This is a genomic window from Cronobacter turicensis (assembly GCF_041222865.1).
GTDB lineage: Bacteria > Pseudomonadota > Gammaproteobacteria > Enterobacterales > Enterobacteriaceae > Cronobacter > Cronobacter turicensis.
The window spans coordinates 1,061,941-1,081,504 of record NZ_CP165997.1 but is presented as its reverse complement, the minus strand read 5'-3'; the positions used below and the strand labels follow the sequence as shown (position 1 = coordinate 1,081,504).

The 19,564-nt window shown below is 59.4% G+C and carries 17 protein-coding genes and 1 pseudogene; 3 read left to right on the top strand and 15 right to left on the bottom strand.

The annotated features are described in order from the left end of the window. Positions 1–430: 430 nt before the first annotated feature. A complete protein-coding gene (gene purL / locus AB8W27_RS05235; RefSeq protein ID WP_041923824.1) occupies positions 431–4,321 on the bottom strand; it encodes a phosphoribosylformylglycinamidine synthase in 3,891 nt (1,296 codons plus the stop codon). 267 nt (positions 4,322–4,588) lie between these two features. On the opposite strand from purL, the gene mltF reads away from it, so the two are divergent. Then, positions 4,589–6,148: a membrane-bound lytic murein transglycosylase MltF gene (mltF, locus tag AB8W27_RS05230; protein WP_041923825.1), complete on the top strand. Its 1,560-nt coding sequence runs from the start codon at positions 4,589–4,591 to the stop codon at positions 6,146–6,148. Here the strand turns inward: mltF and tadA are convergent. The 4 genes and pseudogenes from tadA to murQ form a co-directional block, all read right to left on the bottom strand. After that, positions 6,111–6,509, bottom strand: a pseudogene (gene tadA, locus AB8W27_RS05225) (tRNA adenosine(34) deaminase TadA); the annotation flags it as partial. The gene mltF and the pseudogene tadA overlap by 38 nt on opposite strands. Before the next feature lie 98 nt (positions 6,510–6,607). Further along, the gene (gene yfhb, locus AB8W27_RS05220) at positions 6,608–7,243 is read right to left on the bottom strand and encodes a phosphatidylglycerophosphatase C (protein ID WP_015742132.1); all 636 of its coding nucleotides are present in this window, start codon (positions 7,241–7,243) and stop codon (positions 6,608–6,610) included. A 3-nt stretch (positions 7,244–7,246) separates the two neighbouring features. Further along, on the bottom strand, positions 7,247–8,614 hold the full coding sequence (locus AB8W27_RS05215) for a PTS transporter subunit EIIC (protein ID WP_015742133.1): 1,368 nt from the start codon (positions 8,612–8,614) through the stop codon (positions 7,247–7,249). A 13-nt stretch (positions 8,615–8,627) separates the two neighbouring features. Further along, positions 8,628–9,521 (bottom strand): N-acetylmuramic acid 6-phosphate etherase, encoded by an 894-nt coding sequence (gene murQ, locus AB8W27_RS05210; RefSeq protein ID WP_015742134.1) that lies wholly within the window; start codon positions 9,519–9,521, stop codon positions 8,628–8,630. Positions 9,522–9,642: 121 nt separating this feature from the next. Here murQ and AB8W27_RS05205 point away from each other — a divergent pair, with 121 nt between their 5' ends. Both AB8W27_RS05205 and AB8W27_RS05200 read left to right on the top strand, forming a co-directional pair. Further along, complete coding sequence (locus tag AB8W27_RS05205) at positions 9,643–10,491, top strand: MurR/RpiR family transcriptional regulator (protein WP_004387386.1); 849 nt, start codon at positions 9,643–9,645, stop codon at positions 10,489–10,491. A gap of 56 nt (positions 10,492–10,547) precedes the next feature. After that, the gene (locus AB8W27_RS05200; protein WP_004387385.1) at positions 10,548–10,808 is read left to right on the top strand and encodes a YfhL family 4Fe-4S dicluster ferredoxin; all 261 of its coding nucleotides are present in this window, start codon (positions 10,548–10,550) and stop codon (positions 10,806–10,808) included. On the opposite strand, the gene acpS is transcribed toward AB8W27_RS05200, so the two are convergent. The 10 genes from acpS to rseA form a co-directional block, all read right to left on the bottom strand. Beyond that, positions 10,805–11,185, bottom strand: a complete 381-nt coding sequence (acpS, locus tag AB8W27_RS05195; protein ID WP_015742136.1) for a holo-ACP synthase — start codon at positions 11,183–11,185, stop codon at positions 10,805–10,807. The genes AB8W27_RS05200 and acpS overlap by 4 nt on opposite strands. Further along, complete coding sequence (gene pdxJ / locus AB8W27_RS05190; RefSeq protein ID WP_041923827.1) at positions 11,185–11,916, bottom strand: pyridoxine 5'-phosphate synthase; 732 nt, start codon at positions 11,914–11,916, stop codon at positions 11,185–11,187. The genes acpS and pdxJ overlap by 1 nt, the downstream gene beginning before the upstream one ends. 74 nt (positions 11,917–11,990) lie before the next feature. Further along, a complete protein-coding gene (recO, locus tag AB8W27_RS05185; RefSeq protein ID WP_007763293.1) occupies positions 11,991–12,728 on the bottom strand; it encodes a DNA repair protein RecO in 738 nt (245 codons plus the stop codon). A gap of 9 nt (positions 12,729–12,737) precedes the next feature. Continuing rightward, entirely contained in the window at positions 12,738–13,643 is a 906-nt protein-coding gene (era, locus tag AB8W27_RS05180; RefSeq protein WP_007763295.1) for a GTPase Era, read from the bottom strand. Beyond that, complete coding sequence (gene rnc, locus AB8W27_RS05175; RefSeq protein ID WP_041923828.1) at positions 13,640–14,320, bottom strand: ribonuclease III; 681 nt, start codon at positions 14,318–14,320, stop codon at positions 13,640–13,642. Before rnc ends, era begins: the two co-directional genes overlap by 4 nt. 171 nt (positions 14,321–14,491) lie before the next feature. Beyond that, entirely contained in the window at positions 14,492–15,457 is a 966-nt protein-coding gene (gene lepB, locus AB8W27_RS05170) for a signal peptidase I (RefSeq protein WP_015742139.1), read from the bottom strand. Between the two features lie 14 nt (positions 15,458–15,471). Next, positions 15,472–17,271 (bottom strand): translation elongation factor 4, encoded by a 1,800-nt coding sequence (gene lepA / locus AB8W27_RS05165; protein ID WP_015742140.1) that lies wholly within the window; start codon positions 17,269–17,271, stop codon positions 15,472–15,474. A 201-nt stretch (positions 17,272–17,472) separates the two neighbouring features. Beyond that, complete coding sequence (rseC, locus tag AB8W27_RS05160) at positions 17,473–17,952, bottom strand: SoxR-reducing system protein RseC (protein WP_015742141.1); 480 nt, start codon at positions 17,950–17,952, stop codon at positions 17,473–17,475. Further along, positions 17,949–18,902 carry a sigma-E factor regulatory protein RseB gene (gene rseB / locus AB8W27_RS05155; RefSeq protein ID WP_041923829.1) on the bottom strand — a complete coding sequence of 318 codons (954 nt, stop codon included), beginning with the start codon at positions 18,900–18,902 and terminating at the stop codon, positions 17,949–17,951. The genes rseC and rseB overlap by 4 nt, the downstream gene beginning before the upstream one ends. Beyond that, a complete protein-coding gene (gene rseA / locus AB8W27_RS05150; RefSeq protein WP_007763309.1) occupies positions 18,902–19,552 on the bottom strand; it encodes an anti-sigma-E factor RseA in 651 nt (216 codons plus the stop codon). The genes rseB and rseA overlap by 1 nt, the downstream gene beginning before the upstream one ends. Positions 19,553–19,564: the final 12 nt, after the last annotated feature.

The window sequence follows — 19,564 nt, the reverse complement described above, 5'->3', positions numbered from 1 at the left end:
TTCTGAAATAGCAGCGCTATGATCAGCAGTTGGACGGCAGGCACCTTTTAGTGCGTCATTCGAAGTTTATGTAGCGCTCGCTATGGGGCTGACATAAGAAGGTGAATGAGCCACTGACTGTTATTATGCAGTAACCGTGCCAGGTTTTCTACATAAATCATAACTGTCTGTTATATAATGCATTTAATTATATGAGCCGCTTCAAAGTTTCGCGTTATTTTTGACCAGAGTGTCGCTAAACCCCAACACTTCCCTCGCTGCTTTTTATGGCCCATATAAATCAATGAGTTAAATGTCGCAAATTAGAGACACCGTGATCCTGCCGTTGTCGCAATTTACCGACACATACCGAAATCGCACAGGGCTGAGAAAGACGCGCAAAGATAAAAGGCCTCTTGCGAGGCCTTTATCAGGATTAAAACGAACGGGATTAACCGAGCTGTTTGCGCGCGTTGCGGAAAATGCGCATCCACGGGCTGTCCTCGCCCCAGTTCGCCGGATGCCAGGAGTTCGCCACGGTGCGGAACACGCGTTCCGGGTGCGGCATCATGATAGTGACGCGCCCGCTTTCGCTGGTCACCGCCGTGATCCCGTTCGGGGAGCCGTTCGGGTTCGCCGGGTAGGTTTCCGTCACTGCGCCGAAGTTATCGATATAGCGCAGCGCCACCAGGCCTTTGCTCTCAAGCGCCGCCAGATGCGCGTCGTCGCGCACTTCCACGCGGCCTTCGCCGTGAGAAACCGCAATCGGCATATGGGAGCCGGTCATGCCGTCCAGCAGCAGCGACGGGCTGGCGGTCACTTCCACCAGGCTGAAGCGCGCTTCAAAACGATCGGACTGGTTACGCACAAAGCGCGGCCACAGTTCGCTGCCGGGGATCAGTTCACGCAGATTGGACATCATCTGGCAGCCGTTACAGACCCCAAGCGCCAGCGTCTGCGGACGGTGGAAAAACTCGGTGAACTCGTCACGCACGCGGTCATTGAACAGGATGGATTTCGCCCAGCCTTCGCCTGCGCCCAGCACGTCGCCGTAAGAGAAGCCGCCGCAGGCGACGAGCGTATGGAAATCGCCGAGACCGCGACGACCGGCAAGCAGATCGCTCATATGCACATCGATAGCCTCAAAGCCCGCGCGGTGGAACGCTGCCGCCATCTCGACATGAGAGTTAACGCCCTGCTCGCGCAGTACCGCGACTTTCGGGCGCGCGCCGGTGGCGATAAACGGCGCGGCGATATCTTCTTTGATATCGAACGTCAGTTTCACGTTGAGGCCCGGATCGCTGTCATTGGCTTTCGCCTGATGTTCCTGATCCGCGCACGCCGGGTTATCGCGCAGACGCTGCATCTGCCAGGTGGTTTCCGCCCACCACATGCGAAGCTGGGTGCGGCTTTCGCTGTACACCACGCTGTCGCCCGCCGTCAGCGTGAAGCGATCGCTGGCCACGGCCTTACCAAGGTAGTGCGTGCATTCGCCAAGACCGTGATCTTTCAATACGCGCTCTACCTGCTCGCGCTCGGCGGCGGCAATCTGAATCACCGCGCCCAGCTCTTCGTTAAACAGCGCCGCCAGCGCGTCGTCGCCGAGGGCGGCGATATCCGCCTCGATGCCGCAGTGACCGGCAAAGGCCATTTCCGCCAGCGTCACCAGCAGGCCGCCGTCGGAGCGGTCGTGGTAGGCCAGCAGTTTACGCTGCGCCACCAGCGCCTGGATGGCGTCGTAGAAGCATTTCAGCTGACCGGCGTCGCGCACGTCGGCAGGCTTGTCGCCAAGCTGACGATAGACCTGCGCCAGCGCCGTCGCGCCCAGCGCGTTATGGCCATTGCCGAGATCGATAAACAGCAGCGCGTTATCTTCGGTGGTGAGTTCCGGCGTCACGGTGCGGCGCACATCTTCCACACGGGCGAAGGCGGAGATCACCAGCGACAGCGGCGAGGTCATCTCGCGCTGTTCGCCATCCTGCTGCCAGCGGGTTTTCATCGACATCGAATCTTTGCCGACCGGAATGGTCAGGCCAAGCTGCGGGCAAAGCTCCTCGCCCACCGCTTTGACGGCGGCGTAGAGACCGGCGTCTTCGCCAGGGTGCCCCGCCGCCGCCATCCAGTTGGCGGAGAGTTTCAGGCGTTTAATGTCGCCGATTTGGGTCGCCGCAATGTTAGTGAGCGCTTCGCCTACCGCCAGGCGAGCGGAGGCGGCGAAGTCCAGCAGCGCCACCGGCGCGCGCTCGCCTATCGCCATCGCTTCGCCGTAGTAGCTGTCGAGGCTGGCGGTGGTTACCGCGCAGTTCGCCACCGGCACCTGCCACGGGCCGACCATCTGATCGCGCGCCACCATGCCGGTTACGGTGCGATCGCCAATGGTCACCAGGAACGTTTTCTCCGCCACCGTCGGCAGATGCAGCACGCGCTTCACCGCGTCGGCAAGCATGATGCCCGCACGATCGAACGGCTGGCCTTCGGCCTGTAAGCGCGTGACGTCGCGGGTCATTTTCGGGGTTTTGCCGAGCAGAACGTCAAGCGGCATATCTACCGGCTGGTTATCGAAGTGACTGTCGTTAAGCGTGAGGTGCTGCGCTTCAGTCGCCTCGCCGATCACGGCGTACGGCGCGCGCTCGCGGCGGCACAGCTCGTCAAACAGCGCCAGCTGCTCGGGCGCGACGGCCAGCACGTAGCGCTCCTGGGATTCGTTACACCAGACTTCCAGCGGGCTCATGCCCGGCTCGTCGCTTAAAATATCGCGCAGTTCAAAACGCCCGCCGCGCCCGCCGTCGCTCACCAGCTCCGGCATGGCGTTGGACAGACCGCCCGCGCCGACGTCATGGATAAATACGATAGGGTTGGCCTCGCCAAGCTGCCAGCAGCGGTCGATCACTTCCTGGCAACGGCGCTCCATCTCCGGGTTATCGCGCTGTACCGAGGCGAAATCGAGATCGGCGTCAGACTGGCCGGACGCCATCGAGGACGCCGCGCCGCCGCCGAGGCCGATATTCATCGCCGGGCCGCCGAGCACAATCAGCTTCGCGCCTGGCGGAATGTCGCCTTTCTGCACATGATCGGCGCGAATGTTGCCGATGCCGCCTGCCAGCATAATGGGCTTGTGGTAGCCGCGCAGCTCTTCGCCATTGTGGCTGGCCACTTTCTCTTCATAGGTACGGAAATAGCCGTTCAGCGCCGGACGACCGAATTCGTTGTTGAACGCCGCGCCGCCGAGCGGGCCGTCGGTCATGATGTCGAGCGCGGTGACGATGCGATCCGGCTTGCCGAAATCTTCTTCCCACGGCTGCTCAAAGCCCGGAATGCGCAGGTTCGAAACGGAAAAGCCCACCAGGCCCGCTTTCGGCTTCGCGCCGCGGCCCGTCGCGCCTTCATCGCGGATTTCACCGCCGGAGCCTGTCGCCGCCCCTGGCCACGGTGAAATGGCGGTCGGGTGGTTATGGGTTTCGACTTTCATCAGAATATGCGCAGGTTCCTGATGGAAAGCGTAGCGGCCCGCGTCGTGATCGGCATAGAAGCGGCCCACAGACGAACCTTCCATGACCGCCGCGTTGTCTTTATACGCGGAGAGCACGAAATTCGGCGTCTTCTCAAAGGTGTTTTTGATCATCTTAAACAGCGACTTCGGCTGTTTTTCGCCGTCGATAACCCAGTCGGCGTTGAAAATTTTGTGGCGGCAGTGCTCAGAGTTAGCCTGCGCGAACATATAGAGTTCGATGTCGTTCGGGTTGCGCCCCAGGCGGGTGAACGCCTCCTGCAGGTAGTCGATTTCATCATCGGCCAGCGCCAGCCCCAGACGCACATTGGCGTCCGCCAGCGCCTGACGGCCCTGCCCCAGCAGATCCACGCTCTGTACCGGCGTGGGTTCGTGATGCGAGAAAAGCCGTGCGGCGTCTTCCAGCGCGCCGAAGACGCTCTCCATCATGCGGTCATGCAGCACGGCTGAAATCTGACGCCAGGCGTCGTCGCCCGCGGTTGGATCGACATCGAGATAGTATGCCACGCCGCGCTCCAGGCGTTTTACCTGGCCGAGCCCGCAGTTATGGGCAATATCTGTCGCTTTAGAAGACCAGGGAGAGATGGTGCCGGGACGCGGCGTCACCAGCAGCAGACGGCCTGACGGCGCGTGGCCCGCAAGGCTCGGGCCATATTGCAGCAGGCGCTCAAGGCGCGCGTGCTCTTCGGCATTCAGCGGTGCGGCGAGGTCAGCGAAATGGACATACTCGGCATAAATGGTCTTCACCGGAAGGTGAGCGTCTTTGAAACGAGCCAGCAGTTTATTAATACGAAATGCCGACAGAGCGGGCGAACCACGCAGAATTTCCATCATCTAATCTCTCGTCTTCGAAGCGCCGGAGGGCACCTCAGTGGGCGCAAGGGGGAAAACGGGCGTCATTATAGTGAATCCGGCGCGCTGACGAAACCGTTTGCGTAGAAATAAAATCCCGCCGTCGCGTTAACGTTTGGTGTGGCCGATTCCTCTAATTAGTTGCCAAGTGGCGCTTTGTTACGCAAAATGCCGCTCCATGCCATTCAAACGAAACGGTTTACTAACGATTGTTCGCTGAGCCCCGAGGCAACGCAGAGAATTAACTAATTGAAAAAATTAAAGCTTAATTATCTGCTCATCGGCGTCGTTACCCTGCTGCTGGCAGTGGCCTTATGGCCGGCCATCCCCTGGTCCGGCAAAGCCGATAACCGTATCGCCGCGATTCAGGCGCGGGGGGTTTTGCGCGTCAGTACCATCGCTACGCCGCTGACTATGTACCGCGCCAATGAAACCATCTCCGGGCTCGATTACGAGCTAAGCCAGGCGTTTGCCGACTATCTGGGCGTGAAGCTTGAAGTCACCGTGCGCCAGAACATCAATCAGCTTTTTGACGATCTCGACAATAACGAGGCCGATCTGCTTGCCGCAGGTCTGGTCTATAACGAAGCGCGCAGCCAGCACTACCAGGCGGGCCCGATTTACTACTCGGTGTCGCAGCAGATGGTTTACCGCGTCGGCAGCCTTCGACCGCGCAGCCTCGCCAGTATAAAAGAGGGGCAACTGACCATTGCGCCCGGCCATGTGGCGCAGAGCGAGCTTGAACAGCTCAAAGCGAACAAATACCCGGACTTAAGCTGGCATGTCGACCCGAAACTCAGCAGTAACGAGCTGATGTTGCAAGTGGCGCAGGGAACGCTGGACTACACCATCGCCGATTCGGTCGCCATCGGCCTGCTCCAGCGCGTCCACCCGCAGCTCGCGGTCGCGCTCGACCTCAGCGACGAACAGCCGGTGACGTGGTTCAGCCGCCGCAGCAGCGATAACTCACTCTCCGCCGCCCTGCTTGATTTCTTTAATCAGATCAATGAAGACGGCACGCTGGCGCGTCTGGAAGAGAAGTATCTCGGCCATGGCAACGATTTCGATTATGTGGATACCCGCAGCTTCCTGCGCGCCGTGGACAGCGTACTGCCGGAACTACAGCCGCTGTTTGAGAAGTATGCGACCGATATCGACTGGCGGCTGCTGGCGGCCATCTCGTATCAGGAATCCCACTGGGATAGCCAGGCCACCTCCCCGACCGGCGTGCGCGGGCTGATGATGCTAACCCGCAATACCGCCCAGAGCCTGGGCCTGACCGACCGCCTTGACGCCGAACAGAGCATCAGCGGCGGCGCGCGCTATCTGAAAGATATGATGAGTAAAGTGCCGGAAGGCGTGCCGGAGGAAGAACGGATTTGGTTTGCGCTGGCGGCATATAACATGGGGTACGCGCATATGCTGGACGCCCGAGCGCTGACGGCGAAGCAAAAAGGCAATCCGGATAGCTGGTCGGACGTAAAACAGCGGTTGCCGCTGCTAAGCCAGCGCCCCTATTACAGCAAGCTCACTTACGGCTACGCGCGCGGTCATGAAGCCTATGCGTATGTGGAGAATATCCGCAAATACCAGATAAGCCTGGTCGGTTATCTGCTGGAGAAGGAAAAACAGGCCGCCGCGGCGGCGCAGCCTAAGCTTGTGCAAAGTTACCCTGCGAATATCACGCCGCAGGGTCTGTTCCCGTCGCCGTTTTCGCCGCTTCCTTTAGGGCCTTTTTCTCAAGCCGGCGCTGTCGGAAAAACGCACTCAACATTGCCGAACACTCTGTCGCCAGTATCCCCTCGATGACCTGCACCTGATGATTCATGCCGGGGTGCCCGGTGATATCCATCAGCGAGCCCACCGCGCCGGTTTTGGCGTCGCGCGCCCCGAACACCAGCGTGCCAATTCGCCCGTGCACCATCGCGCCTGCGCACATGACGCAGGGCTCAAGCGTGACATACAGCGTGGTATCCAACAGACGGTAGTTTTGCAGCACCAGCCCGCCCTGGCGCAGCGCCATGATCTCCGCGTGCGCGGTCGGATCGTGGCGGCCAATCGGGCGATTCCAGCCTTCGCCAATGACCTGATTATTGTGCACCAGCACCGCGCCTACCGGCACTTCACCCTCGTCCCAGGCGCGCTGCGCCAGCGTCAGGGCGTGGCGCATCCAGTATTCATGGGTGAGTTCAGTCTGTGACACAAGCTTCTCCGGGAGTATAAGGCGGGCGGCATTATACACACCGTTTATGGGTTGCGAAACGCGCCTTATTCGAGCTGCTGCAGCTGCCCTTGCGGCGTGACGCGCCAGCGATGCTGGCAGAAGTAAAGTAGCGGATTATCTTGCTTGCTGTCGCTGTAGCCGCTATAGAGACGCAGCGGTGTGCCAATCTGGCGCTCCAGTTGCGCCACTTTTTCATGGCCGAGACAGCGCAGCGTCAATACCCAGCCGCCGAAGCGGCGCTCCATCTGGCTGGCGATGACATTCACGCGCGGCAGCCACGGGGTATCGTAATAGACCTGTTCCACCAGCGTCTGCGGCGAGCCGGTGATGAGCCAGACGTCGGCGTCGGTGCTGGTGAGGTAGCCGGTCAGGCGCTCGTGCACCACCGGAAAGGTGACGACATGCGTGCGGAACCACGCGGCAAAGGCTTTCTCAAGCGCTTTAAGACGCGCCTCGCTGTGGCCGAAGGTACAACCCCAGAGCAGCAGGCTCATCGGCCAGCGGGCGGCGCGTCCTTTGATTAGCAGCCCGCCAAGGATAACGGGCAGCAGAGGAATAACCAGCAGCAGGTTGAGCGGCTGACGCCGCAGCAGATAGCGCATAAAGGTGCCGAACATATCCTGTTGATGCAATGTGCCATCCAGATCGAAAAACACTACCCGACGCTCGTTATTGGCCAAACCTTACTCCTCTGGATCGTTAAAGCCCAGGAACCACGTAAACAGAAAACCGGCGATCACCGCTACCAGATAGCCTAACAGATAGAGCGTCACTTTTCCGGTCACGATGGTGAGCGCCAGCGGTAGCCCGGAGATGCCGAAAGTGATAACCGTCGCCACTTTAAAGTAGCTGATAATCGCGCCGCCTGCCGCCCCGCCAAGGCATGCGCCGATAAACGGTTTCCCGAGCGGCAGCGTCACGCCGAAGATGAGCGGCTCGCCGATGCCGAGCAAACCGACCGGCAGCGCGCCTTTGATCACCTTTTTCAGCCGCGCGTTGCGGGTTTTCAGCAGCACCGCCAGCGACGCGCCAATCTGCCCGACGCCCGCCATCGCCAGGATCGGGAACAGCGCGTTATAGCCGTGCGCCTGAACCAGCTCGACGTGAATGGGCACCAGCCCCTGATGCAGGCCCGTCAGCACCAGCGGTAAAAACGTGCCCGCCAGCACCGCGCCCACCAGCAGCCCGCCTTTATCGATAGCGAGCGACGCGCCGTGCGCGATGGTTTCCGAAATCCAGCCGCCAAGCGGTTGCAGCGCCACGATGGCGACCGCGCCGGTGATAAGCGTCGTCAGCAGCGGGTTGAGGATAAGTTCGACCGAGACCGGCAGCAGGTTACGCAGTTTTTTCTCAAGCCAGCACATCAGCATCACCACCAGCAGCACGGCGATGACGCCGCCTCGTCCCGGCTGTAACGGCTCGCCGAAGAGCGTAATCTGCGCCAGCTGCGGGCTGGAGAGAATACCCGCCATCACGCCGCCCATCGCCGCTGAGCCGCCAAACACCCGCGCGGCGTTAACGCCGACCAGAATATTCATGATAGCGAACACGGCGCTGCCGAAAATGCCCAGCAGTCCCAGCAGGTTCGGATAGCTGGTGGCGAAGCCGCCGACGATATCCGGGCGTTTGAGGATATTGATAATCCCGGTAATCAGCCCCGAGGCGATGAACGCCGGGATAAGCGGAATAAACACGTTTGCGAGCTGGCGCAGCGCATCGCTCATCGGCGCTTTGTAGCGCGCTTTCGCCTGAGCCCTGGTACGCGCGGCATCATCAATCGCCGGTCCGGTGGACGACGCGCCCTGCATCTGCGCGCGCATCGCATCGACGACTTGCGCGGCGCGTCCGGGGCCGGCAATCAGTTGATGCTGCTCGCCCTGCTTCACATAGCCGCTGATGCCGGGCAGCGCCTTCAGCGCCGGGAGATCCATCAGGCTCTCGTCGCGCAGTTCAAGGCGCACGCGCGTCATGCAGTTTTCCAGCCGTAAAATATTACCTTCACCGCCCACGCCCTTGAGGATCTGCGTGGCGAGCGTCGTCGATTTTTCCATACGTTACGTCCCCTTACGGCTGCAACGCCGCTCTTAAAAAGCCGTTATGCGCCGCAAGGCGCGCGTGGGCGGCCTGCGCGTCCAGCCCGGTCAGCACCATTAAAATCGCGGGTTTCACTTCATAATCGGTCTGGGCAAGCACCGCTTCGGCCTCGTCACGCGTGACGCCGGTCGCTTCCATCACCATCCGGCAGGCGCGATCCACCAGTTTGACGTTGGTCGCTTTCATATCCACCATCAGGTTCTGGTACACCTTGCCGCACTTCACCATCGCGCCGGTGGAGATCATGTTGAGTACCAACTTCTGCGCGGTACCGGATTTCAGGCGCGTGGAGCCAGTGAGCGCCTCCGGGCCGACCACGGGCGAAATGGCGATTTCCGCCGCTTCGGCTATCGGCGAGCCGGGGTTGCAGGAGATGGCTGCCGTCGCACAGCCCAGCGCGCGGGCGTACTTCAGGCCGCCAATGACATACGGCGTGCGCCCGGATGCCGCCAGCCCCACCACCATATCGCGCGCGGTAAGCCCGATGGCTTTGAGATCGTCCTCGCCGAGCTGCGCGTTATCTTCCGCGCCTTCGACAGCTTTCAGCAGCGCGCCAGGGCCGCCTGCGATAAGCCCGACTACCACGCCATGCGGCACGCCGAACGTCGGCGGACACTCCGAGGCGTCCAGCACGCCGAGGCGCCCGCTGGTGCCAGCGCCCATGTAGATGAGCCGTCCGCCGCTTTTTAGCGCCGTCGCCGCCGCGTCCACCGCCTTCGCCACGTCCGGCAATGTTTCACTGACGGCGTGCGCCACACGCTTGTCTTCTTCGTTAAAACGCATCAGCATCTCAAGCGTCGGGAGCGCGTCGAGATCCCGCGTAGCGGGGTTTCGGGTTTCTGAGACCAGCGAGCCAAGATTCATATTGCACCTCTGAATTTTTAATTCATAATGATGACGCTATAATGGAATATAAAATTCAAAGTGGCGAGTCAATTTCCCGGCAATGAAAAGCCGATCACACTTAATCCAGCCGGAGGCGTTGATGAATACCCTGATCCTTATCCGCCAGCGATACCCGACGCTGGCGCAAAGCGACCGAAAGCTTGCCGACTTTTTGCTTCAGTTTCCTGACTACGCCCGTCATTTAAGCTCTCAGCAGTTAGCGGCGGAAGCGGGCGTCAGTCAGTCGAGCGTGGTGAAGTTTTCCCAGAAGCTGGGTTATAAGGGGTTTCCGGCCCTGAAACTTGCCATCAGCGAAGCGCTCGCCAGCCAGAGCAACATTCACTCGGTCGCGGTACATAACGAGATCCTGGGCGACGACCCGCTGCGTCTGGTGGGCGAAAAGCTCATCAAAGAAAATGTCGCGGCGATGCACGCGTCGCTGGATATCAACCCGGAAGAGAAGCTGCTGGCGAGCGTCGGACTGCTGCGTAATGCGCGGCGCATTGTGCTGACCGGCATCGGCGCTTCCGGGCTGGTGGCGAAAAACTTCTCCTGGAAGCTGATGAAAATTGGCCTCAATGCCGTCGCCGAACAGGATATGCACGCGCTGCTGGCGACCGTACAGGCGATGGAGCCGGAGGATTTGCTGGTGGCGCTCTCCTACTCCGGCGAGCGGCGCGAGATTAACCTCGCCGCCGACGAAGCGCTGCGCGTGGGCGCGCGCATTCTCGCGATCACCGGCTTTACGCCAAACGCGCTGCAACAGCGCGCGACGCAGTGTCTCTATACCATTGCCGAAGAACAGGCGACGCGCAGCGCGGCTATCTCGTCCACTTCCGCCCAGATGATGCTCGCGGATTTGCTGTTTATGGCGCTGGTGCAGCAGGATCTGGAGAAAGCGCCGGAGCGTATTCGCCACAGCGAAGCGCTGGTAAAAAAACTGGTCTGAGCAACAAATGGGCGTATAATGCCCGCCCTGTTTGTGTTGTTTCTGAGATTTTCCTGATGGCGCTGCTTATCACTAAAAAATGTATCAACTGTGACATGTGCGAGCCGGAGTGCCCGAACGAGGCTATCTCAATGGGAGACAACATTTATCAGATCGATACCAGCCGTTGCACGGAGTGCGTGGGCCATTACGAGACGCCCACCTGTCAGAAAGTGTGCCCGATCCCGAATACGATTATTAAGGATCCGGCTCATGCGGAAAATGAAGAGCAGCTGTGGGATAAGTTCGTGCTGCTCCATCATGCCGATAAGATCTAGCTTTCGATAATCACCGTCGCGCAGGCATAGTGCCGCTCATCGGCAAGCGTGACGTGTACCGATGTCACGCCCATACGCGCCGCCAGCCGTTCAGCTTCATCCCACAGCCGCAGCTTCGGTTTTCCCAGCTCATCGTTAAACACTTCAAACTGATTAAACGCCAGCCCGTTGCGAATGCCGGTGCCAAAGGCTTTCGCCGCCGCCTCTTTCACCGCGAAGCGTTTCGCCAGAAAGCGCACCGGCTGCTGGTGCTCCTGATACTGCGCCCATTCGTTCGCGCTCAGCACCCGCTTCGCCAGCCGATCGCCGGAGCGGGAGATGACCGCCTCGATGCGGTCAATCTCCACGATATCGGTCCCCAGACCCAGAATCGCCATTAGCGACGCGCTTCCAGCATCAGACGTTTCATCTCAGAAACCGCCTCTTTCAGGCCGCTCATCACGGCGCGTCCGATAATCGCGTGGCCGATATTCAGCTCATGCATTTCCGGGAGCGCGGCAATCGCCTGGACGTTGTGGTAGGTCAGCCCGTGCCCGGCATTCACTTTCAGGCCTTTGCTCGCGGCGTAGGTAGCGGCTTTGGCGATACGCTCAAGTTCGCGCACGCGGGTGGCGTCGTCTTCGGCATCCGCATAGCAGCCGGTGTGGATTTCAATATATGGCGCGCCGACCGCGACCGCGGCGTCAATCTGCGCGTTATCGGCGTCGATAAACAGCGACACCAGAATGCCCGCCGCCGCCAGACGCTGACAGGCGTCGCGCATTTTATCGAGCTGACCCGCGACATCCAGGCCGCCTTCGGTGGTCACTTCCTGACGCTTTTCCGGCACCAGGCAGCAGAAATGCGGCTTTGTCTCGCAGGCGATGGCCAGCATCTCTTCGGTGACGGCCATCTCAAGATTCATACGGGTGTGGAGTGTCTGGCGCAGGATACGCACATCGCGATCGGTGATATGACGGCGATCTTCGCGCAGGTGAACGGTGATGCCATCCGCGCCGGCCTGTTCGGCGATGAACGCCGCCTGTACCGGGTCCGGGTAAGCCGTGCCGCGAGCGTTACGCAGCGTGGCGATGTGGTCGATGTTGACTCCTAACAGCAATTCAGCCATGACAATCCTCGTAAATCGACAAAAAGTGCAGGCAGTTTACACCTGGTCGGGAAAGGCTGGCTATGGTTGCGCGGTCAGGCGGTTTCGCCTTCCGGCGGAAGCGGACGTTTTTTCGGCACAAACTGGCGAAACAGCTCGCGGCTTTTTAACGGTTTGCCGCCAAGATAGGGTTTAAGCGCCATACGCGTGAAACGCTTGGCGGCGCGCAGCGTGTCGGCATCGGGGAAATCGCGGGTGGCGAGCGCTTTGAGCTGGCGGCCGGTAAAGGAGGTGTTGTCGATAACCAGGCTCGCGATAAAGCCCTTCTCTTCACGATAGCGGTAGGTCATGGCGTCATCGACTTCATCGCCGGTGCCTGCGCAGTGCAGAAAATCCACGCCGTAACCCAGATGCCCGAGCAGCGCGAGTTCAAAGCGGCGCAGCGCAGGCTCCGGCGTGCCGGTCGCGCCCGCCAGCGCCTGAATGCAGTGCAGGTAATCGAAGAAAAGCTCGGAAAAGCGGGTTTCCGGCTCCAGCACGCGCGCGACCAGTTCGTTAACGTACAGGCCGCTGTATAGCGTGATGCCGGAAAGCGGAAGCGCCAGGGAGACGGCTTCGGCGCTGGTGAGGTTTTTGACGTCGCCGCGCCCGCTCCAGCGCACCAGCAGCGGGGTAAATGGCTGTAGGGCGCCTTTGAGGTTAGAGCGTTTGCGGCGCGCGCCTTTGGCGACAACGCGCACGCGCCCGGATTCTTCGCTAAACAGATCAATAATCAGGCTGGTTTCGCTCCACGGACGCGCGTGGAGCACAAAAGCTCGCTGCCAGCCTTCCATCACATGGCCTTAAAGATCGTCGACGTAACCGAGACTGCGCAGGGCGCGCTCGTCGTCGGCCCAGCCTGATTTCACTTTAACCCACAGCTCAAGATGCACCGGCGCTTCAAACATGTCCTGCATGTCTTTACGCGCTTCGATGCCGATGGTTTTGATTTTGGCGCCTTTATTGCCAATCACCATTTTCTTCTGCCCTTCGCGCTCAACGAGGATCAGCCCGTTGATGTCGTAACCGCCGCGCTCGTTCGTTACGAAACGCTCAATTTCGACCGTCACCGAATACGGCAGCTCAGCGCCCAGGAAACGCATCAGTTTTTCACGGATGATTTCGGAAGCCATAAAGCGCTGCGAGCGGTCGGTGATGTAATCTTCCGGGAAGTGGTGAATCGCCTCTGGCAGGTGCTTACGCACGATCGACGCGATGGTATCCACATTCATGCCGGTCTCCGCAGAGAGAGGCACGATATCGAGGAAATTCATCTGGCTTCCCAGGAACTGCAGATGCGGCAACAGCTCCGCTTTATCCTGCACGTTATCCACTTTGTTGATCGCCAGAATGACCGGCGCTTTACCGTCGCGCAGTTTGTTCAGGACCATTTCGTCGTCCGGCGTCCAGCGGGTGCCTTCGACCACGAAAATCACCAGCTCAACGTCGCCGATAGAGCTGCTGGCCGCTTTGTTCATCAGGCGGTTAATCGCGCGTTTTTCTTCCATATGCAGGCCGGGGGTATCAACATAGATAGCCTGATACTCGCCCTCGGTGTGAATGCCCACGATACGGTGGCGCGTGGTTTGCGCCTTACGGGAAGTAATAGAAATTTTCTGCCCGAGCAGTTTGTTCAGCAGCGTTGACTTCCCGACGTTCGGGCGGCCAACGATGGCGATAAATCCGCAGTGTGTTTTGGTTTCGCTCATTCCAGCTCCAGTTTTTTCAGCGCCTGCTCAGCGGCTGCCTGCTCCGCTTTGCGGCGGCTGGAACCCGTGCCGACCACCGGTTCGCTCAGGCCACTTACCTGGCAGTGGATAGTAAATTCCTGATCGTGAGCTTCCCCACGCACCTGCACTACCAGGTAAGACGGTAGCGGCAGATGGCGCCCCTGCAGATATTCCTGCAGACGCGTTTTAGGATCTTTTTGTTTATCGCCCGGACTGATTTCATCCAGACGTGTTTGATACCAGGTGAGAATTAAGCGCTCGACGGTCTGAATATCGCTGTCGAGGAAAATGCCGCCGATTAAAGCTTCAACGGTATCGGCAAGAATCGATTCGCGACGAAAACCGCCGCTTTTCAGCTCGCCCGGCCCAAGACGCAGGCACTCGCCCAGCTCAAATTCACGCGCGATTTCAGCGAGCGTATTGCCGCGTACAAGCGTTGCGCGCATACGGCTCATGTCGCCTTCATCGACGCGCGGGAAACGGTGATACAGCGCGTTCGCAATCACGAAACTTAAAATGGAGTCACCCAGAAACTCCAGACGCTCATTATGTTTGCTGCTGGCACTGCGATGCGTTAATGCCTGCTGCAACAGATCCTGATGATGAAAAGTGTAGCCCAGCTTTCGCTGAAGCCGATTAATTACGATGGGGTTCATGCGATACCAATTAATGAATGCGTCAAAAATTCAGCACACGGAACAGGGCTGAAGGGGTTCAAAGCTGTTTCGTGTGCCGTGGCTCCCTTGCGGGAGCCAGCCGGAAATCGTCGGGGGAATATTCTATACACAACGACAGGGGATGTCGTTAGTTCCAACAGATTTAATTCGTTAATGAATGCCGCCGATTCGATTCAGGCGCACGCCTGTCGGCCATTCACCTTCCTGCTTCTCGAAACTCATCCAGATAGCGGTCGCTTTACCCACGAGATTAGCCTCCGGTACGAATCCCCAGTAACGGCTGTCGGCGCTGTTATCGCGGTTGTCGCCCATCATGAAGTAGTGACCCGGCGGGACAATCCAGGTGCCGGTCTGCTGGCCCTGCTGGCGGTAGTAAATACCCACCTGATCCTGCGCGATAGGCACCGTCAGAATGCGGTGCGTGACGTCGCCTAAGGTTTCCTTACGCTCGGTCAGGCGGATGCCGCCGTCTTTGCTTTCGTTCTTCGGTACCTGGAAGAAACCGCTGCTCGCCTCGCCGCCGCTCTGACGGCCAAAGGTCTGCACGAAATCGCTCGGCTCGACGTTCGAATAGGTGATCGGCAGCGCGTTCGCGCACGCCTGGCCTGAACTGCAGTTCGGCTGGACGGTCACTTCTTTCGCCACCGGATCGTAGCTGACTTTATCGCCCGGCAGACCAACCACGCGCTTGATGTAGTCAAGGCGCGGATCGCCCGGATATTTAAATACCGCGATGTCGCCGCGCTTCGGATGGCCGGTTTCGATAAGCGTCTTCTGGTAGATCGGATCTTTAATGCCGTAGGCGAATTTCTCCACGAGGATAAAATCGCCGATAAGCAGCGTCGGCATCATTGAGCCTGACGGGATCTGGAACGGCTCGTAGATAAACGAGCGCACCACCAGAACGACGGCCAGAACCGGGAAGACCGACGCGCCGGTTTCCAGCCAGCCCGGTTTCGGGCCCGCTTTCTTCGACACGCCTGCGTCCTGCGCATCCGTGGCGGCAAGCGCCGCGCGCTCGCGACGCTTCGGCGCGAAGATAAATTTATCCACGCACCACAAGATGCCCGTCACCAGCGTTGCGATGACCAGGATCAGGGCAAACATATTCGCCATGCCAACTCCTTAGATTATTTACCGTCTTTCCCAACGTGCAGAATGGCGAGGAACGCTTCTTGCGGCAGTTCGACGTTACCGACCTGCTTCATGCGTTTTTTACCCTCTTTCTGTTTCTGCAACAGCTTTTTCTTACGGCTGACGTCGCCGCCGTAGCATTTTGCCAGCACGTTTTTACGCAGCTGTTTCACTGTGGAGCGGGCAATAATGTGGTTACCGATAGCCGCCTGAATGGCGATATCGAACTGCTGGCGCGGGATCAGTTCTTTCATCTTTTCCACCAGCTCGCGGCCGCGGTACGGCGCGTTGTCGTTGTGGGTGATCAGCGCCAGCGCATCGACGCGCTCGCCGTTGATCAGTACGTCAACACGCACCATGTTCGAGGCCTGGAAGCGCTTGAAGTTGTAATCCAGCGACGCGTAACCGCGCGAGGTTGACTTCAGACGATCGAAGAAGTCGAGCACGACTTCCGCCATCGGGATTTCATAGGTCAGCGCAACCTGATTGCCGTGGTACACCATGTTGGTCTGCACGCCGCGTTTTTCGACGCACAGCGTGATGACGTTGCCGAGGTATTCCTGCGGCAGCAGCATGTGACACTCGGCGATAGGCTCGCGCAGCTCCTGAATATTGTTCAGCGGCGGCAGCTTGGACGGGCTGTCGACATAGACCACCTCGTTGTTGGTCATCTGCACTTCATACACAACGGTCGGTGCCGTAGTGATGAGATCGAGATCGTATTCGCGCTCCAGACGCTCCTGGATTATCTCCATGTGCAGCAGGCCGAGGAAGCCGCAGCGGAAGCCGAAGCCCAGCGCCGTAGAGCTTTCCGGCTCGTAGAACAGGGAGGCGTCGTTGAGGCTCAGCTTGCCGAGCGCGTCGCGGAAGGACTCGTAATCATCAGAGCTTATCGGGAAGAGACCCGCGTAAACCTGCGGCTTCACTTTCTTAAAGCCTGGCAGCGCTTTTTCCGCCGGGTTGCGCGCAAGCGTCAGGGTATCGCCTACCGGCGCGCCGAGAATGTCTTTAATCGCGCACACCAGCCAGCCTACCTCGCCGCATTTCAGCTCGGTACGGTCAATCTGTTTCGGCGTGAAAATCCCAAGACGGTCAGCGTTGTACGTCTGACCAGTGCTCATGACTTTGACTTTATCGCCCTTGCGCAGGGTGCCGTTCTTCACACGGATCAGTGACACCACGCCCAGATAGTTATCGAACCAGGAGTCGATGATCAGCGCCTGCAATGGGGCATCCGGATCGCCTTCCGGCGCAGGGATGTCGCGCACCAGACGCTCCAGTACATCCTGCACGCCAACGCCGGTTTTCGCCGAACAGCGCACCGCATCGGTGGCGTCGATGCCGACGATATCTTCGATTTCTTCCGCCACGCGCTCAGGATCGGCCGCAGGCAGGTCAATTTTGTTCAGTACCGGCACCACTTCGAGATCCATTTCGATCGCGGTATAGCAGTTGGCGAGGGTCTGCGCTTCCACGCCCTGCCCTGCGTCCACCACCAGCAGCGCGCCTTCGCACGCAGCGAGGGAGCGGGAAACTTCATAGGAGAAGTCCACGTGGCCGGGGGTGTCGATAAAGTTAAGCTGGTAGGTTTCGCCGTCGGAGGCTTTGTAGTCAAGCGTCACGCTCTGGGCTTTAATGGTAATGCCGCGCTCGCGCTCCAGATCCATGGAATCCAGCACCTGCGCTTCCATTTCGCGATCGGAAAGGCCGCCGCAAATTTGAATAATACGGTCAGACAGCGTCGATTTACCGTGGTCGATGTGAGCGATGATCGAAAAGTTGCGTATGTTCTTCATATAGCGAGATTTTTATGCCTTATAAATCCTGAGAGGCTCGGCGCAACGCGCGGTACTGAGCATGATGTCTCTGGCTGTCTTATGCCTGAAACGCTGCATTCTACACTACAACCAGAAAGCGGGGAAACTGCGTCTCAGCTAAGCATAGACGGCGAATGAAAATCTCAGGGAAAGGATGCGCAAAACCACGCAGCCGGCGGGTTACCGGCTGTCTGAGGAAGGAGAGGTTTCGACGCGCAGCGCATCCGGCGGGAGGCCGACGCTGAGAATAATCGGCTGCCAGCTTTCACGCGACGCGAACGTCGGCGACAGGCCGCGCGCCAGCAGAAAACCGCCCACGCCGCCAAGCGCCGCGCCGCACATTGCAGCAAGATCGGAGCCAAATAACGCCTGGAAGATCCCGGCCATCATAAACAGGCCCAACAGCGGCGACAGGTACACCAGCATTGCGGAGCCAAGCAAGCTGCCTTCGGCGATGCCCAGCTCTACTTTCTGACCGGCCACCAGCGGCTGTTCGCTCGGCACGTTAATATAGTGCGTATTCTGCGGCCCCAGCTTGTTCAGCACGCGCGTGCCGCAACCGGCGCGGGACGCGCAACTGCTGCAGGAGGCTTTTACGTCGCAGCTAAGTACGGCTTCGCCGTTTTGCCACGAGACTACCGTGGCCCACTCTTTAATCATTGGGATACCTTGAATCGGATACTACTCGCGATGCGCTTCGCCGTCGGCGGCGGCAACTCCCCCACCACCGTGATTTCGGCATTATTGCGCACTTCGGTGCTGACGGTGCGTCTGCCAGTACGCAGCATCTGTTCGCTGCTGTTGGCGCTGGCGCGGTTCACGTTAATCGAAAAACTAAACAGCCCGTCAGAATAGAGCCGCGACTCCACCGGCGAATCAATGCCAGGCAGCGGTCGGCGACTGCTGGATATTTCGGTAAAGCCCTGCGGCAGCCAGGAGACTGACCAGTCAAACTTCACCTCATCGCCCGCCGGTACGGAGAGCAGCGGCGGCAGCGAGGCTTTCGCCAGATTCTGCATCATTGTGCCGGGCTTATCGTTCACGGTAAAGGAGACGACACGGAACTGCTCCAGCGTTTCGCCGTCGCGATCCAGCAGATCGACGCGCATCGGCAGACGGGTGTCGCTGTCGAGCCAGGCGATGTAGCCATACCGGGTGCCGTCACGCGCGACAACGCGGATCACTTCGCAAAGCCGGTCGGCAATGCGGGTGCGCCCGACGGAGATAAAATCGTAATACGGCGCGAGGCGGCGGAAATCGGTGTAAACCAGCGAAGGCAGCGAATCGACGATGAAATCGCCGTTCAGGGTAAACGGCTCAAGCCCTGGCTCGAAATAGCTGATTTCCGAACCACGCTGCACGACTTCGCGACGTGGGCCATCCAGCTGTAATAATTGTGCGAGGGGCTTATTGTCGAGCCTGGCGTGGCGGTAGCGTAATGATTCCACACCCTGCTTGTTGATGCTGACAAATGAGAGCTCGTAGTTGAGTGACTGGCTCGCCAGGTTCATCTGCTGCAACAACGCCTCGGACGATGCATCCGCCGAGGCGTTGAAGGAAACGAACAGGCTGCCCGTCAAGAGAGAGACGGCGCACCAAAGTTGCTTCATTACTGCGATTGAGTTCCTAAAGTCTGGTTACCAGGCACTTGTAAGGCCGCCTGCTGCGTCTGCGACTGCTCCAGCTGGAGTTGTTCAGCATGCAGACGGCGTTGCAGTTCGTAATCCTGCAACATCGCATTGATGCGACGACGCTGTTCCTGAACCTGCGGCTGACCGCCCGCGGCGTTAGTATCCGCCGTCGGCACGCCGAGGCTGACCGGGCTGGCTTTGCCCATCATTGGCAGCGTGTTGAAAACCGGGGCTTCCGGCTGTGCGGTCGCGTCAGGCTGGCCGTTATAGTGCTGAACGCCGACGATCACCGCCAGCGACACGCACGCGGCCATGCCGACCTGAGTGAGCTGACTCGCCCAGGGACGCACTTTATGCCAGAACGGCATTTTGCTCCACTGATGCGGCGCGGGCTGTGATTCAGGGATGAGCGGCGCTGCCTGACGGGCGGGCTCGTTTTCGATAGCCGCCATGACGCGTGCGGAGATATCGAAATGAAGCGTTTCGCCGGTATCGCCGCGCAGGGTATCACGAATGAGGTGATAGCTTTCCCAGGTTTGCTGCAGCGCTTTGTCGTTTTCGACGGCGCTCAGCAATTCGCTGTCCAGTGCTTCCCCATCCATTAAAGCGGAAAGTTTTTCTTTCTGCATGCTTAATACCTT

What these genes read in the sequence shown, in the direction of transcription:
- purL (WP_041923824.1), bottom strand. Translation starts at nt 4,321, where the DNA reads ATGATGGAAATTCTGCGTGGTTCGCCCGCTCTGTCGGCATTTCGTATT.
- AB8W27_RS05215 (WP_015742133.1), bottom strand. Translation starts at nt 8,614, where the DNA reads ATGGAAAAATCGACGACGCTCGCCACGCAGATCCTCAAGGGCGTGGGC.
- murQ (WP_015742134.1), bottom strand. Translation starts at nt 9,521, where the DNA reads ATGAATCTTGGCTCGCTGGTCTCAGAAACCCGAAACCCCGCTACGCGG.
- AB8W27_RS05205 (WP_004387386.1), top strand. Translation starts at nt 9,643, where the DNA reads ATGAATACCCTGATCCTTATCCGCCAGCGATACCCGACGCTGGCGCAA.
- AB8W27_RS05200 (WP_004387385.1), top strand. Translation starts at nt 10,548, where the DNA reads ATGGCGCTGCTTATCACTAAAAAATGTATCAACTGTGACATGTGCGAG.
- acpS (WP_015742136.1), bottom strand. Translation starts at nt 11,185, where the DNA reads ATGGCGATTCTGGGTCTGGGGACCGATATCGTGGAGATTGACCGCATC.
- pdxJ (WP_041923827.1), bottom strand. Translation starts at nt 11,916, where the DNA reads ATGGCTGAATTGCTGTTAGGAGTCAACATCGACCACATCGCCACGCTG.
- recO (WP_007763293.1), bottom strand. Translation starts at nt 12,728, where the DNA reads ATGGAAGGCTGGCAGCGAGCTTTTGTGCTCCACGCGCGTCCGTGGAGC.
- era (WP_007763295.1), bottom strand. Translation starts at nt 13,643, where the DNA reads ATGAGCGAAACCAAAACACACTGCGGATTTATCGCCATCGTTGGCCGC.
- rnc (WP_041923828.1), bottom strand. Translation starts at nt 14,320, where the DNA reads ATGAACCCCATCGTAATTAATCGGCTTCAGCGAAAGCTGGGCTACACT.
- lepB (WP_015742139.1), bottom strand. Translation starts at nt 15,457, where the DNA reads ATGGCGAATATGTTTGCCCTGATCCTGGTCATCGCAACGCTGGTGACG.
- lepA (WP_015742140.1), bottom strand. Translation starts at nt 17,271, where the DNA reads ATGAAGAACATACGCAACTTTTCGATCATCGCTCACATCGACCACGGT.
- rseC (WP_015742141.1), bottom strand. Translation starts at nt 17,952, where the DNA reads ATGATTAAAGAGTGGGCCACGGTAGTCTCGTGGCAAAACGGCGAAGCC.
- rseB (WP_041923829.1), bottom strand. Translation starts at nt 18,902, where the DNA reads ATGAAGCAACTTTGGTGCGCCGTCTCTCTCTTGACGGGCAGCCTGTTC.
- rseA (WP_007763309.1), bottom strand. Translation starts at nt 19,552, where the DNA reads ATGCAGAAAGAAAAACTTTCCGCTTTAATGGATGGGGAAGCACTGGAC.